The sequence below is a fragment of the Microcoleus sp. AT3-D2 genome, assembly GCF_036705715.1.
Lineage (GTDB): Bacteria > Cyanobacteriota > Cyanobacteriia > Cyanobacteriales > Microcoleaceae > Microcoleus.
Genome location: NZ_JAUBVE010000004.1, coordinates 97,606 through 113,307 on the forward strand (window position 1 = coordinate 97,606; position 15,702 = coordinate 113,307).

The following is a 15,702-nucleotide window of genomic DNA, read 5'->3' on the forward strand; positions in this document are numbered from 1 at the left end:
GGCTTGTATCCTGGATGCTTTCGGTCACTATACTTGGTAAATCAAGGATGCCCTTATCACCTGGACTTTTCAGAAAAATTTCCCTACAAATAATGCTAATTGTTCCATTTGTTGTCCAAACAGTTGGAGCAGTGGCTGTTGTTGGTTATCTTTCCTATAGAAACGGTCAAAAAGCAGTAAATGATGTAGCTACTCAGTTGCGGAATGATATTAGCGATCGCATTAAGGAAAATCTAACTTATCTGGTTGCTATTCCCTTTCAATCCTTTGAAAACTATGATGCAGCCCTGAGCCAAAACCGCATCTATCTGAATAATGGGAGAGATGTAGAGAAGTTTCTATGGCGACAACTCCCTGCCTTTCCCCTTGTTGCTGCCGCAGCTTTTGTTACCCCCAATCAGGAGTTTTTTGCTGGTGAGCGGCAGGATGATGGCGCGATCGTCATCCGTACTTCGGAGGTAGAAAATAACCACACTTTGACTACCTATACCACCAGTCCAGAGGGGGAACGCCGGGAAATTATCAACGCCGGGAAATCTAACTTTGACCCCCGCAAACGCCCCTACTATAAAATTCCAGTCCAGCAAAAGCAAGCTGTTTGGGCAAAACTGTATCCTCACATTACAGGTAAATACCTATACATTGCGGCTGGCAAACCCATATATACAAAGACTGGAGATCTTCAAGGAGTGTGGATGACCAGCTTAAATCTGGTAATGTTTGGGGATTTTTTAAGTAAACTCAAAATCGGTAAAACTGGGCAAAGTTTTATTCTGGAACGTTCTGGAGAAATGATTGCCACTTCTACAGGGGAAAAGCCCTTTCAATATTACCCAGACAAGGTTGTCCAACTGCCAGAGCAACGAGTTGAACGACTCAAGGTTGTCAATAGTAGCAACGCCCTCACCCAAAAAGCGAGTCAAGCTTTGCTAGAGCAATTTCATGATTTTCAAAATATCCAAGCATCTCATCAACTGAAATTTACCGTCGATGGTAAAAATTATTTTGTCCAAGTCGATCCTTTTCGAGATAGTAAAGGTATTGACTGGTTGGTGGTGGTGACTATTCCAGAAGCAGACTTTATGAATCAAATTAATGCCAATACTCAGACTACAATCCTGCTCTGTTTAGCAACTTTGATTTTGGCAATTTTGGTGGGTATCCTGACCGCTCGCCGGATTATTCATCCTGTGGAGCGGCTCACCACTGCTTCAGAAGCGATCGCTGAGGGCAATCTCAACCAACAAGTGGAGGTTAGCTCCATTGTTGAACTTGGCAAATTAGCCAACGTTTTTAACAGCATGACCAAACAACTGAAGGATTCTCTAAATGCCCTCCATTTGGCTAATGAAGAGTTGGAAGCTAGAGTGGAGCAAAGAACTGGAGAACTGCGCCAAGAAAAAGAAAGGTCAGAACAATTACTTTTGAATATCTTACCTGCGGAAATTGCCGATCGCCTGATGCGGACTAATGAATCCCCTGCTGAACATTTTGAAGAAGCCACGATTTTGTTTGCGGATATCGTAGGTTTTACTAGCATCTCAGCCCGGATAGAGCCGTTGCAATTGGTAGCAGGTTTGAACCAAATTTTTTCTGCCTTCGATCAACTCACTGAAAAGTATGGCTTAGAGAAAATTAAAACCATTGGGGATGCCTACATGGTAGTTGGTGGTTTACCCGTTCCTCGACCGGATCATGCCGAAGCGATCGCCAACATGGCGTTGGATATGCAAGTCTATATGCAAGACGTGCAGAATATTTTTGGAGAATCTCTACAAATTCGGATGGGGATTAATACGGGTCCTGTAATTGCTGGAGTAATTGGGATTAAGAAATTTATCTATGACCTTTGGGGTGATGCAGTGAATGTCGCATCAAGGATGGAATCCCACGGCAAACCGGGATACATTCAAGTCACCGATGCGACTTATCTCAAATTACAGAATAAATACTTACTAGAACCCAGGGGCGCGATCGAGGTCAAGGGAAGAGGAGAAATGATGACCTATTGGCTTTTGGGTCGGCGGGGAGGAATATTAGCCACTAGCACTCGATAGGTGAATAACTGTTAAAATAACCTTAACTAAGGGTTATTTTAACTCAATGTTATTTATTGAATTATCTAGGAGATAAAACTGCCTATGCTAGCACCTTTCCTACTAAGGTAACGAGAGTGCTACGCGATCGCTATCACATTATGCAAGAGGAGCAAACCGCTTTAACAACAGAGCAGGCACAATGACTGGAATCCCTGCACCGATACAAATGAGAGCTTGGATAAAACTAAGCGGTTGGGTAGCAAATAGCGGGTTTATGAAAGTCAACTGGCTAAAGAAAACTTGAAATATAAACACGGCAACCACACCGATCGCAGGAATATAAGCAATTTCTTGAGTGCGATCTTTTAAATACGCAAACAGAGATGGAATACATTGGCTAATACTCAATAAGTAAAATGTTTCTGCGGAAACCAGCGTATGGACTGCCATTGTCCGAGCCAAATTGATATTACCTGTGGCTTGCGAAGCCCATTCAAAAATTCCAAGTACAGCAATGAGATTGAAGATGGAAATAATCAGGATGCGCCACAGCAATTTTTTCGTTAATAGGGGTTCATTGGGACGGCGGGGCGATCGCTGCATAGTCTCAGCCGATTTGGGCTCAAACGCTAGAGTGGCACTAAGGGCTACGGAACTCACCATATTCACCCAGAGAATCTGCACGGGCAAAATTGGCAAGGTGGTACCAGCCAAGATTCCCACCACTATGGTCAGCGCTTCTCCACCATTGACGGGTAGGATAAACCCAATGGTTTTCAGCAGGTTGCCATAAACGGTGCGTCCTTCTTCTACGGCGGCTTCAATGGAGGCAAAGTTATCATCGGTCAACACCATATCTGCTGCTTCTTTAGCAACTTCCGTGCCTGTAATCCCCATCGCTATGCCAATATCTGCCTGCTTTAGTGCTGGGGCATCATTGACCCCATCTCCGGTCATGGCAACAATTTCGCCCTTGGACTGCAAAGCTTCTACCAGTCGCAGTTTCTGTTCAGGAGCAACCCGCGCAAACACATTACTAGCTTCAACGGCATTCGCCAGTTCTCGATCGTCCATTTCTGCCAGTTGCTTCCCAGTGAACACTAGGGCATCTTCTTCGTGGCCCAGTCCCATTTTACGGGCGATCGCGGCGGCAGTTAGGGCATGATCGCCCGTGATCATCTTGACTTGAATTCCCACAGACTGACAGGTTCGCACGGCGGCGATCGCTTCGGCTCTGGGTGGGTCTATCATGCCTTGGAGTCCCAGAAAGACTAGATAGTCGTCAATATCTTCGCGATCGATCCCCTGCTTTTGGGCAGAGATTTCTTTCTTAGCAAATGCCAGTACCCGTAAACCTTGGGATGCCATCCGATCGACAACTTGCTCAATTTCCTCTAGATTTAAGTCGATGTTTTGACCATCTGCATCAATTTGGTGATGGCATTGCTTGAGAATAGACTCTGCCGAACCTTTAACATAAATCGTGTGGCGATCGGCTAGTTCTCTTTGCTGATGCAAGGTTGCCATATATTGAAACTGCGACTCAAAAGGAATTGTATCTAGTCGCGGTTGTTCCTGCTCTAGTTCTTGCAGTGTCAACCCTGCCTTTTGCGCCGAGACAATCAGTGCCCCTTCGGTGGGATCGCCTGCTACAGATAACTGCCCCTCTTGTTCTTGGAGGTGAGAGTCATTGCACAATAAGCCACACTGCAAGCATTCCTGCAATATGGGGAATTGACTTACCTCTACGGGGTGATCGTTTTGTAAAATCGAGCCTGACTCTAGATAGCCCACCCCACTAACAGTGTAGGAACTCCCCCCAGCATAGATAGCTTGGACGGTCATCTGATTTTCGGTGAGAGTGCCTGTTTTATCCGAACAGATTACCGTCGTACTACCGAGGGTTTCGACGGCGGGCAGTTTGCGGATAATCGCGTGTTTCTTGGCCATCCGCTCCACCCCCAGCGCTAGCGTCACTGTCACCACGGCTGGGAGTCCTTCGGGAATGGCACTCACGGCTAGGGCAACTGCGGCCTTGAACCCGTCTGTCCAGCTTCCTCCTTTGCCCATCACTACAGCAAAAATGAATGCTGCCAACCCTAGAATGACGTACAGCAGACTCTTACTAAATTGCTCAATCTTGCGAGTAAGTGGTGTTTCCAGCCCAGTGCTTTGATCCATCAGTTGCGAAATTCGCCCTGTTTCGGTCTGGTTGGCGATGGCTACCACAATTCCTTTTGCCTGCCCAAATGTCACCAAGCTTCCGGCATAAGCCATGTTGCTGCGATCGGCTAAAACCGTTTCAGCGGCTAGGGGTTCGGTTGCTTTTTGGACGGGAACAGATTCCCCTGTCAATGCAGATTCACTCACCTGCAAGTCACGCACATTAACTAACCGCACGTCAGCAGGCACTTTGTCACCGGATGCCAGTAATACCACATCGCCAGGAACCAGTTCGCGGGAGTTGAGCCGAACCTTTTGCCCATCTCGAATCATGGTGGCTTCAGTGGTGACAGATTTGGCTAGGGCGGCGATCGCATTTTCGGCTTTCGATTCTTGGATAAAGCCAATCACGGCGTTAATCAACATCACGCCCAGAATCACCCCCGCATCCACCCAGTCCTTTAGCAGCAGGGTGACGATGCCAGCCACTAACAAAATATAAATCAAGGGTTGGTTGAATTCCATCAGGAAACGGACGATCGGGCTTTTCCCTGCTTTCCCTTTGATTTCATTGAAACCATAAAGTTTCTGACGTTCAGACACCTCTGCTTCTGACAATCCCGCTTCTAAATCTGTCCTCAGATATTTCTGAGCATCGGCAACAGATTGCTTATGCCATTGCTGTTGAGTGAGATTGTCAATAGTAGAAGATGTCATGCTCAGATGCTTGAATAAATTTAACCGCCTTATATTAACCTCTGTTAGGGATAATTTAAGACTGTCTTTGGGAGGGTTTTTCAGGCGAAACCTCTCTCAGATTTAGAGTATGTCTGCGGTCGCACTCGATCGATCGGTAAACTCCAAAAAGTAGAGACAATCGCAGTACCATCGGGATGAATACACTTAAAGGCGATCGCCTGCCAGGAATTTCCGTTGTGATCTCGCAGGTTTTGCCGGGATGGGTAGAGCATTTGCGCTGGATATTCTTCGATTTACGTCACAGTAGCAAACTCCGCGTCCTAAACCTACAAACAGCGGGTCTAAATCGAGCGCAGCCGCTCTGGTTGCAGGGAGTTTCAAGCTAAATCCAACTACGGCCAGAAAGCCGTAATTCTTAATTGTAGCTCATAGCATCGGAAAGTGCTGTAAATCGAGCGCATTGATACTGTTGCTTAATCAGTTCAAGAGTCCGATTATCTTGATTCTGATTTTTGCTGCGGTGCTATTGATTTTCCTTCAACAGGCGGCAGATGCCATATTTTGGGACACTCAGCCGGATTTCTACAAAGCTTGTTTGTGCAACGCACAGTTGCGCTTTGCCAATGGCTTTGTCGCTGAAGCTGTTTATGGAAAAGGACAGAATTATTGGCAGTAGGAAAACATTTTTACCATCTACGGAGCAGAATAAACGCTGGTTTTTACTCCAGAATTCGGTCAATTAATACAGGGAGAAAATCTGCCCCCTATTAAAGTAGGAACGCGGCGCGGTTGGCTTGTAAAAGATACAGATAGGTGTTGAAATATTGGTCAAGTGGTACGCATTTATACGTGAATAATGTCCGTAGTTTGTAGGCTTTGAAAGTAGCAAAGGCTGCGAGGCGAGCGAGCGAAACAGGGAGAAAGGTAGCGATAACGAGTAAGCCATGAAACTAACAGCTTAGTCGAGAATTTATTTTTGAGCTAGCTTGATTGTGTTTTTTAGTTTATTCTGGGTTTAGTAACTATATATTATTAAGTCGGGTTGAGGGATTGTTGTTTTGTGCTGGAGTTTTTTTTAGATGTCCGATCTATTTACCCACGGTTATGCGCTGTTGATTGGTGTTGGTAATACTGCTGACCCCAGGGGATCGCTTCCAGAAACAGCCAAGGATGCTCAAGCGCTCAAAGATGTGCTCACTGACGCAAATTTTTGTGCATATCCCAATACCCCCGATCATGTCCGGTTGTTACAGAACCAGCGTGCGACTCGCAGTGCCATTTTGGATGATCTGGACTGGTTAAAAGGATCTGCAGAGGCAGACCCAGAGGCCACGATCGTCATTTACTATTCTGGGCATGGTATGTTTGACCTCGCCAGTAATGCTTACTACTTACTCCAACATGATTTTGATGGGCAAGCCATTCCACAAACAGCCCTTTCAGCCCAAACATTGAGTGAGAAGTTACGCAATATCAAGGCTAAACGTCTCTGGGTCATCATTGATAGTTGTCATGCGGAGGGGATGGCTACCGCTAAGAATAATCTGCCCGCAGACTTTTTGCCTACAGCGTTGCCGAAAGGGGTGATTGATGCCCTGAAGCAGGGGGAAGGCCGGGCGGTGTTCACCTCATCACGAGGAAATCAAAGTTCTTGGGTGCGTCCAGATCGCATCCTCAGTCTCTATACCTATCATCTGATTGAGGCGCTGAAGGGAGCGGCAAATCAACCGGGCGATCGCCTCGTCACAATTTCCAACGTCATGACTCACTTGGGAAAAACGGTTTCAGAGAGTGCCCGTAACCTCTGTCACGCAGAACAAACCCCGTTTTTTGATGCAGCGACGGAGGATTTCCCAGTGGCACTGTTGCGCGGCGGCAAGGGACTGCCCAGCCAAACCCAGAGTCCAGAGTTGCCTAGGGTGATGACAAATCAAGAGGTGATGACCCCTGCCTTGGCAATGGCGAAGCGATCGCTGGCTTTTCTAGAAGAACAGGCTGCTGGCTATGGGAGGCTGCAAATGCCAGGTCATCTGCGGATTGAACTAGAGGAAAAACGGCGAGAGGTGGCAGAATTGGAAGCAAGATTGAGAGATGGGGAAGTCAATGGATGATTGCGCTGCTTTGGAAGAAACACTGGCTATTGCCCAAACGGTGCTTGCAGACTTAGAGAAAAAGGCAGCAGGCTACACCAGCCTGACAAGGCCGTCAAATCTAAATATCGAACTGAAGGACAAACGCGAAGAAGTTGATAACCTGAAGGCACGATTAGAAGCGGCACAATTAGCAAAGAAAAAGACTCAGCAGTCAGCTCAGTCCGAGATGAATCGTCAATCTCCGATGCGATCGCGAGTGCCAGATAGACATTACATTGAACGAGAGGAGGCGAAAAAGCTGTTAGAACGCTTTGCCTTAGCACTCAACGAATATGAGGGACAACCCTTGCTATTCAATCTTTGCGGAACTGGCGGAGTTGGTAAAACAACGTTACTGGGGCGGTTAAAGGATGCCCATGCAGGCAAAGTTGATTTTCTGGAGATTTGTTTTGCGAAAACGCCTGATATCGAAACTCCCCTAAAATTGATGCGAAAGGTACATGAGCAGGCTGTTGAGCGTTTTGGAGGTGAAACGATCACTGATTCATTTAAACAAAAAGAGCAGCAGTTTGAGTTAACTCTATACAAGTTGAGTCATGAGTCAATTGATGGTAAAACAACTAGCAGCGAAGAAGCAAAGAAGATTACAAGCTGGTTTCAACGCTTCATCTGGCTACGCCCAATAGGCTTGACCTCCACCTCAAGTAAGCCGACATCTTTTAATGTTTCAGGGGTAGGTTTTTCTGCATTATCGGCGATCGGAGAGGATGCAGACAGCTTGCAAGAATCGATCGAGCAGCGAGTGCGGAATCACCCTGCGACCAAAGACCAGCCTGAGCTACAGGCTCTTATGTTACAGCCTGTTTCCAAACTGACGCAGGCATTTGCTGAAAGTCTGATGCAAATTGCCCACAGCAGAGGACGATCGCTGGTGCTGATTTTGGATACCTATGAAAAAGCACAGTCTTACCTGAATCAATGGCTGTGGCAGTATTTGGTCGAAGATACTGCGTTGTCTTCTGAACCAGTAAGGCTCGTGGTTGTAGGGCGGCGATCGCTGCAAGCAGATGAGGGTTGGCGCAAGCTCAACCAGGATCGGAAGTTGCTCCTTGAGGTGCCACTTAAGAAGTTTAGCAAGAAGGATACAGAGGACTATCTCAAGCAAATTGGCATTGAAAATGGCGGTATACGCGCCAAAATCTACAAGGCAACACAGGGATTACCCTATTATCTAGATTGGGTACGGAAGCAACTAGAGCAAGGTGAAAAACCTGATTTTTCCAAAGGAAACCAAGCGATCTCTGATTTACTTTTGCAGGGGATAGAGCGCCGGAATCGGAAAGTTTTGTATGTGGTAGCTTGTTGTCGATGGTTCGATCTGGCGATGATTCAATATTTGCTTGGAAGTGTTGAATTAGGCTTACAACAAGATGCGGATAATGCAGAGGGTTACTTTGAATCGTTGAAAGACTTAGATTTTGTTGAGTTTACCAAAGGGCACTACCGCTTAGATGATGTGGCGCGGGATGTCTTTCGGCAGTCCTATTTTCAGGAGGATCAAACTCAGTTTCGCAAAACTCATGCTTTACTAGCCGATTACTTCCAGAAACAAGCGGATGATCTTGTTACTCCTGAAATGTTTTTACCCGATCAGTATGAGGATGAGGGGTGGCGAGAACTGATGGCAGAGTTTCTCTATTACAATCTTTTTGGCAAGGGAAAGGAAGGACTCCAAAAATATATTGAACAGGTCTTTACCGCAGTTTATCTGCAAGTACCAGATGTATTTATGGCTCCCTTTGCTTTCATTCGTGCAGAGATGAGTGAAGAGAACCTGAATCTGCTTCCCAAAGCGACAGGCAAATTTTTTGAAGATTCGGGAATAGTTATTAGCTTTGGCGGGATTTTGATATATACAGACCCAACAAACTACAAGATTAAATTTGAAGGTGAGAATACTCCTTCGGAACAAGCAATTGAGGAATTGGCCAAACAAATTAAGCTATCTATTCAATCCCTGTTGGGATATGTTGGCGATCTCAAGGATAGTCTAGGAAAGTGTGCAGGACTGATATATAAGTCTTTACGTTGCAATACATTCAGAGAAAGAACTGATTCACTGTTGCAAGCGAAAAGCCAGTGTGAAAAATTAACTCACTGCCATCCGAAACTGATGTATGCTCTTTTTTCAACTCTCGGTGGCTTACTGCTAAGTGCAGAACGTTACAAGGATGCACTGGATTGCTATCAGGAAGCACTGGAGTTAGACCAAGGTAATGCATCCACTTTTCTTGGGCAGGGTGTTGCTCTAGACCATCTAGAGCGATATGAGGAAGCGCTGGAAAGTTGTCAAAAAGCGATTGACCTCGATCCTGAATATGTTGATGCTTGGGTAAATCGAGGGGTTTCACTCTATAAGCTAGGGCGACATGAGGAAGCGCTGGAAAGTTTGCTAAAAGCGCTAGATCTTGCTCCTAAATCTGTTGATGCTTGGGTACATCTAGGGGCTGCACTACTTAATCTAAAGAGATATGAGGAAGCGCTCGAAAGTTTCCAAAAAGCGCTATACCTCGATACTGAATCTGTTGATGCTTGGGTAAATCGAGGGAATACACTCTTTAATCTAGAGAGATATGAGGAAGCGCTGGAAAGTTATCAAAAAGCGCTAGGCCTCGCTCCTAAATCTGTTGATGCTTTGGTAAATCGAGGGGCTGTACTACTTAATCTAAAGAGATATGAGGAAGCGCTCGAAAGTTTGCAAAAAGCGCTATACCTCGCTCCTAAATCTGTTGATGCTTTGCTAAATCGAGGGAAGACACTCAATAATCTAGAGAGATATGAGAAAGCGCTCGAAAGTTTGCAAAAAGCGCTATACCTCGATACTGAATCTGTTGATGCTTGGGTAAATCAAGGGATCTCACTCTATAATCTAGATCGATATGAGGAAGCGCTTGAAAGTTATCAAAAAGCCCTAGACCTTGATCCTAAATCTGTTAAAAATTGGGTAAATCAAGGGATTGCTCTCCTTTATATAAAGCGATATGAAGAAGCTCTTGCTGCTTGCGATCGAGCTTTTGAGATTGATTCTAAGAATCATCAAGCACTGAACACTCAAGCACTAGCATTAAGTCTTCTCAAGAATTTTGAGAAAGCTATTACAGCTATTGATGAAGCAATTAACTTAGAGCCTAAAGAAGTATTATACAGGGGTAATCGTGGCATTATTTTGGCTAGGGCTGGTCGATACACAGAAGCCCTTGCTGAGTGTGAACAAGCGATTAAGCAAGATCCTAAGCATGAGAGTGGCTATTACGGTAAAGCCTGCTGCTACGCACTACAAGGTGATATTGGACAGGCTATCGATAATCTACAGAAAGCGATTGATATTGCACCTCGTCGAAGCCGAAGCGCAGCAAAACACAACCCAGATTTTGACAGTATCCGAGATGATGAACGATTTCGAGCTTTGATGCAATTAGCCTCATTTTAATTTCATTGTGTAATTTTTATATATCGAGGTTGACTTTTTACGCGATCGATCCAAGTTTGAATTGCTGGAAATCTCGTTAAATCAAATCCGCCTTCGTCAGCAACGTGAGTGTAAGCAAATAAACCGATGTCAGCAATTGTATAGCGATCGCCCGCAAAAAACTCATTTTCTGCTAAATGCTGTTCCATCACCCCCAAAGCAGCATAACCTGGTGCTTGTTTTTGTTGGAGTGCTTCCTGATATTCTTGTGCTTTCCCTGTCAAATACCAAAAACGAGAAGTAGCAATAAAAGGTTCGTGGCTGTACTGTTCAAAAAACAACCACTGCATGACTTGAGCCCGTTCAAATTTATCCGTGGGGAAAAACTCAGTTTTTTCGCTCAAATAAAACATAATCGCATTCGATTCAAACAGAAATTTACCCGGTGCGATTTCTAACACCGGAATGCGGCCATTGGGATTTTTGACCAAAAATTCAGGTGTGCGGCTTTTTCCTTGGAGAATATTAATCTCTGTGCGATCAAAGGGGATATTAAGTTGAGTTAAGAGCAAGCGAACTTTATAGCAATTGCCCGAGGGCGAATACTCGTAAAGTTTAAACATGAGTCTTGAGAAGATTTTACGATCTTAAATTATCTCATAAATTAGATAATTTAGACACGATGAGTTAACCGTTGTTTGCTAAAATTATTTTGGCGATCGGTGTCGATCGCCAAAACCAGCAACTTCTGCCAGCGTATAAAGCGGGCGACCCTTCACCTCCTCGTAAATACGCCCTATATACTGGCCCAAAATCCCAATACTCACCAACTGCACCGCACCCAAAAAGAAAACCGCCATCATCACAATTGTCAAACCAGTTAAGGCAGAACTTGGATAAAAAAGCCGCCAATACAAAATCAAAAAAGCCATTAACACAGATATAAATGCAGCAAATAACCCCATATAAATCGAAAGTCGGAGGGGAACTTTTGAAAAAGAGACTAAACCATTCATCGCCAAACTTAAAGATTTTCTGAAGGTATACTTAACCTCGCCTGCAAAACGCGGATCACGTTCAAACTTAACCGCCGTTTGTTTAAAACCAATCCAAGCCCGCAGTCCCCGAATGTAACGATTGCGTTCTGGCATGGCGTTGAGTACATCTACCACGCACCTATCCATCAAACAAAAATCTCCGGTATCTATCGGAATATCAACATCAGCAAGATGGCGCAAAATGCGATAATACATATAAGCAGGCAACCGCTTAAACCAACCTTCTTGACGGCGTTGAGTGCGTTGAGCATAAACAACTTGATAGCCCTGCCGCCACTGTTCTACCATATCTATAATTAGCTCTGGTGGGTCTTGCAAATCGCCGTCCATGATGACTACAACTTGACCGCTAGAAAAGTTTAAACCAGCAGTTACAGCTATTTGATGACCGAAATTGCGGGCCAAACTGAGGTAACAAATTCGCGAGTCTTTTTCGTGCAATTCTCGCAAAAGTTCTAGAGAGCGATCGCGACTGCCATCATTGATTAAAATTAATTCTACTGGGCCGTCCATTCGATCCATCACGGCACTAATTCGCCGATACAATTCAGCGAGATTTTCTTCTTCGTTATAGATAGGAATTACAAAGGAATACTTAGGTGTATCGTTCATTGCAGTTTCTGTTTAAAAATCGGTTTTTCAACCGTTTAATCAAAATTTTCTTTTTCCCCAAACCCCCTAGCTGCTTCACGAGAGAGGTTCGGCACGTAATTTCGCTCTTTGAGCCAGACAACAGCAGCCCACAAAATAACCGCATACCAAAACTTATCTATTTTCTTAAATACGAAAAATAAAAGATACCATAAGAATGACACACGCCAATCTAAAACATCTGTTATCATAGATGCTTAGTCAGACTATAAAAATTACAATCATAACCCATCGATTCAAAATTGCATGACAAATTCTAATTATCTTTGGCAAGCAAATCAAGACTTAAGCGAAGCTTGTCTGCAACATCCCTTTGTCAGAGGCATTGCTGACGGCAGCCTACCCCAAAATAGTTTTGCATATTACGTTGCACAAGACGCATTTTTTCTGGGAGCCTTCGCTCGCGCTTACAGTATCGCTGCGGCAAAAGCACCCGATTGGGAGGGGTTTGAAATCCTCCACAATCTCGCTAGCGGCGTTTTAGAAGAACTTCGTTTGCATCAAGGATATGCAGCCAAATGGGGTGTAAACTTGCAAGAGGCAAAACCGGGAATCGCTACCCGCCGCTACACAGATTTTTTATTAGCGACAGCCTGGGGGAGTGGTGTAGGTTTGACAGCAGCCGCCATGACTCCTTGCTTGCAGTTGTATGCTTTTTTGGGACAGCAGCTAGCTAAACCTAATATACCGGAACACGCCTTTAGCGACTGGATTTCCACCTATAGCAGCCCGGATTTTGAGATTTTAGCAAAACGGCTGGAAAGTTTGGTCGATCGCTACACAGAGGCTGGGCCAGAAGTTGAAGCAACCTATCGCTACGCTATGCTATGCGAAAGAGACTTTTTTCAGGCAGCTTGGGAAATAGAGTAAATTAAGTTTGTGCAAAAGATATGGATAACTATCTTAAGCTACCTACACGCAGTAAATTTAACAGTTATGTACAGCAGGAATGTAGCCAATACTTTCATAACAGCATATTCCCAACAAGGCTAACTACTCAACACTAAACCGAGTCCCATCAAAAGCGAGACAATGCCGTAAGCGTAGGGCTCAACCAGTGGCAGAGCACCGGAGTTAATCAGTAACGCTAAAGAACAAAAACCGAAATAGCCGACTGTAATGCTCAACCTTTTTCACATATCCAATAAATAGCCACCGCGCTAAATCATGGCAACTTTACTAAAAGCTTGCAACCACCCGAAATGCTCCCCAAAATGCCCAACTATTAATTATTAGCCCTGCTACTCCCACTTGCATTCTAAGAGTCGTGAAGCCGCACATCACCAAAGGAAACAGATAAAAAGCCACAGAATGCTGATGCCCATCATCTGCATAGCTGTAGCCTAAATTAGCGATTTATATGTGCCATTTACCGTCCCATCAGGAAGCATATAGCAGCGACAAAAATTAACCATTCCCGGCTTTTGGATCGCTCCAGGCGCGGAATTACTTCTAACCCTAAATCAGTATTTGTCATTGCTAAAACAGCGAAAGACTGTAGATTTAAAATTAAAGTATAGTCCGCTGCCGAGCGATCGCCAAATATATACGTAAGTACAGCCGTACTGCTAATTTTAACGTCCGAGTTTATTGGGAATCCCTTCGCAGCCGCCGGGAATAGTCTCTCTCGACTTCGAGCCGCACCAAGCGCAGCAGTAATAGCGCTGCTCATCCGACAGCCGCTTGACAGCGGTGAAATCAGCGCGTTCAACCACAGCGCCGGTATGTTCGCCCGTTTGATAGTTGGGAAATTCGGTACGGCTGCGGGGGGATGCAGTTTGTGCCGAGCCGTAGAATAATGCGGCGGCTCTCATGTCGGCGCGAGCGAGATTGGCGTCGTACAAGACAGCGCGCGAGAGGTTGGCTTTCACTAAATCACACTTGCTGAGATTGGCGCGGACGAGGTTGGCTTCGCTCAAATCCGTCCACCGCAAATCGGTTCCAGCCAGGTCAGCACCCGCTAACATGACATTGAGATCGATAACGCGGATACCGTGATCTCTGTCTTCAGCGTAGCCGCCGTCGCCGTCAAGGATGGGGCGGCCTAAAAGCCGATCGCGCTTCAGAGGAGTAACCAATCTAGACTGCGACAAAAACCGCAGAATTTTAGCTTTACCTTCAGCATCTACACTGCTCATAATCGCAGCGGTGCGGCCTTCTGCGATCGCCCTTTCCTGCGGCCAGTCTTCCAAAAACCCTTGTTCGTCAAGGGCTAAGTCGGAAACCCCTTGAAAATAAGCATCGATCGTTTGCTGCTGCGTAATTCTGTTTTGCTGAATCGTCAAATCTTTCGAGATCACGTACTGCCGCCAAGCCACGTAAACGCCCAAAATCGCGATCAAAATTTGGCCCAAAGCGCCGATCAACTCGCCGAGAGCGCCGATGGCGTCCCAGTTGATTTGGATGTTGCGGCTTCCCGGTTCAGTATTACTACCGCTGAGCATTAGCAAGCCAACAATCCCAGCTAAAAGCCCGAAGCAGGCGACGATCAGAGTGCGCCAAGTCGGCGGAATTACCTGCGCCCAAATTTTGCCCCAACTCGGCCACATCAGCCGCAGCGATATGCTGATTGCACCCACGGCGCCAATTAAGCCCAGCCAAATGTTGTCATTGGCCAGCCCAAAAATCATCGCAGCGATCAACCCCAGCGTCAGCACGGCCCCCGACTTCTCAGTAGTCGTTTGTTCCGGCTGCAGCTGCAATAAAACCTTGCGAGTTGGAGGCGGGGGCGGCAGCGGTTTTTCTGGTTCAGGACTAGCGACGATTGTCCCTGAGTCTGGTGGCACATTAGGGTTCGCACCGTTCAGACTTTCTACAGTCACATTAGATTCAGGGCGATTGGGTTGAGAAGAGTTTGGTTCGGGTGTCATGCGTTGAGGCAAATTCTAACTGTGGCTGGTCAATAAAACGATTTTAACTAACCAAGCAGGATTCTAGATAATATTACAATATAAATCTCCACTAATTACACTCAAACAGGTAACATACTATGGCCCTGGTACTCCCCAATCTGCAAGAGAAACAAATGGGTCAAGTAATCACTACAATCACCGTCACAAATTTCATCGATCTAGTTATGGCCGAACGGAGATTCATTGCTGCTGAGGAAGTTCGCTCTGTTACCCTCGATAGCGTTGTTGTCGATACCGGAGCAACTCTGCTTTCCTTGCCAGCTCCCATTATTAGCCAGTTAGGCTTAAAACAAGTAGGAGAAAGAGATGTAGAAACATCGGCTGGCATCAAAAAAGGTCGAATTTTTGCAGGCGCTCAAATTATTGTAGAGGGGAGAGAAGGCAGATTTGATTGTTTAGAATTGCCCGAAGGCGTTTCTGCTGTTTTGTTGGGCGTGATTCCAATGGAAGAACTAGGCTTAGAACCAGATTTGAAAAATCGACGGTTGCGAGTATTGCCGATGAACAATCAGCAAACATATCTGATGGGTTAGTCAATCGGCGTTTACCGTAGCACAAACCTCTCGCCTGTGATTCCTATCATGTCCAGTCAATTACCCGCCCTCAAAAATGTTTGTA

General features: G+C 45.6%; 12 protein-coding genes. 6 read left to right on the plus strand and 6 right to left on the minus strand.

Annotation, left to right across the window (positions count from 1 at the left end; all coding sequences use genetic code 11):
* Nucleotides 1-92 precede the first annotated feature (92 nt).
* Entirely contained in the window at nucleotides 93-2,057 is a 1,965-nt protein-coding gene (locus QUB44_RS03190) for an adenylate/guanylate cyclase domain-containing protein (protein ID WP_333363020.1), read from the plus strand.
* A 138-nt stretch (nucleotides 2,058-2,195) separates the two neighbouring features.
* Here the strand turns inward: QUB44_RS03190 and QUB44_RS03195 are convergent, their stop codons facing one another.
* Nucleotides 2,196-4,919 (minus strand): cation-transporting P-type ATPase, encoded by a 2,724-nt coding sequence (locus tag QUB44_RS03195; protein WP_333363023.1) that lies wholly within the window; start codon nucleotides 4,917-4,919, stop codon nucleotides 2,196-2,198.
* Between the two features lie 80 nt (nucleotides 4,920-4,999).
* Nucleotides 5,000-5,173 (minus strand): DUF3122 domain-containing protein, encoded by a 174-nt coding sequence (locus tag QUB44_RS03200; RefSeq protein WP_445299861.1) that lies wholly within the window; start codon nucleotides 5,171-5,173, stop codon nucleotides 5,000-5,002.
* Between the two features lie 188 nt (nucleotides 5,174-5,361).
* Here QUB44_RS03200 and QUB44_RS03205 point away from each other — a divergent pair, with 188 nt between their 5' ends.
* The 3 genes from QUB44_RS03205 to QUB44_RS03215 all read left to right on the plus strand — a co-directional run bounded on the left by QUB44_RS03205 (nucleotide 5,362) and on the right by QUB44_RS03215 (nucleotide 10,484).
* Nucleotides 5,362-5,577, plus strand: coding sequence for a hypothetical protein (locus tag QUB44_RS03205; RefSeq protein WP_333363026.1), 216 nt, complete (start codon nucleotides 5,362-5,364; stop codon nucleotides 5,575-5,577).
* Between the two features lie 403 nt (nucleotides 5,578-5,980).
* Entirely contained in the window at nucleotides 5,981-7,012 is a 1,032-nt protein-coding gene (locus tag QUB44_RS03210) for a caspase family protein (protein WP_333363028.1), read from the plus strand.
* The gene (locus tag QUB44_RS03215; protein ID WP_333363030.1) at nucleotides 7,005-10,484 is read left to right on the plus strand and encodes a tetratricopeptide repeat protein; all 3,480 of its coding nucleotides are present in this window, start codon (nucleotides 7,005-7,007) and stop codon (nucleotides 10,482-10,484) included. The genes QUB44_RS03210 and QUB44_RS03215 overlap by 8 nt, the downstream gene beginning before the upstream one ends.
* A 2-nt stretch (nucleotides 10,485-10,486) precedes the next feature.
* Here the strand turns inward: QUB44_RS03215 and QUB44_RS03220 are convergent, their stop codons facing one another.
* From QUB44_RS03220 to QUB44_RS03230, 3 genes are all read right to left on the minus strand, one after another.
* A complete protein-coding gene (locus QUB44_RS03220) occupies nucleotides 10,487-11,086 on the minus strand; it encodes a glutathione S-transferase family protein (RefSeq protein ID WP_333363033.1) in 600 nt (199 codons plus the stop codon).
* Between the two features lie 84 nt (nucleotides 11,087-11,170).
* A complete protein-coding gene (locus QUB44_RS03225) occupies nucleotides 11,171-12,133 on the minus strand; it encodes a glycosyltransferase family 2 protein (protein ID WP_333363036.1) in 963 nt (320 codons plus the stop codon).
* 35 nt (nucleotides 12,134-12,168) lie between these two features.
* Complete coding sequence (locus QUB44_RS03230; RefSeq protein WP_333363038.1) at nucleotides 12,169-12,363, minus strand: hypothetical protein; 195 nt, start codon at nucleotides 12,361-12,363, stop codon at nucleotides 12,169-12,171.
* A 55-nt stretch (nucleotides 12,364-12,418) separates the two neighbouring features.
* On the opposite strand from QUB44_RS03230, the gene QUB44_RS03235 reads away from it, so the two are divergent.
* Complete coding sequence (locus QUB44_RS03235; protein ID WP_333363041.1) at nucleotides 12,419-13,042, plus strand: TenA family protein; 624 nt, start codon at nucleotides 12,419-12,421, stop codon at nucleotides 13,040-13,042.
* Between the two features lie 704 nt (nucleotides 13,043-13,746).
* Here the strand turns inward: QUB44_RS03235 and QUB44_RS03240 are convergent.
* Nucleotides 13,747-15,042, minus strand: a complete 1,296-nt coding sequence (locus QUB44_RS03240) for a pentapeptide repeat-containing protein (RefSeq protein ID WP_333363044.1) — start codon at nucleotides 15,040-15,042, stop codon at nucleotides 13,747-13,749.
* 119 nt (nucleotides 15,043-15,161) lie between these two features.
* On the opposite strand from QUB44_RS03240, the gene QUB44_RS03245 reads away from it, so the two are divergent.
* On the plus strand, nucleotides 15,162-15,617 hold the full coding sequence (locus QUB44_RS03245; protein WP_333363047.1) for an aspartyl protease: 456 nt from the start codon (nucleotides 15,162-15,164) through the stop codon (nucleotides 15,615-15,617).
* Nucleotides 15,618-15,702 lie beyond the last annotated feature (85 nt).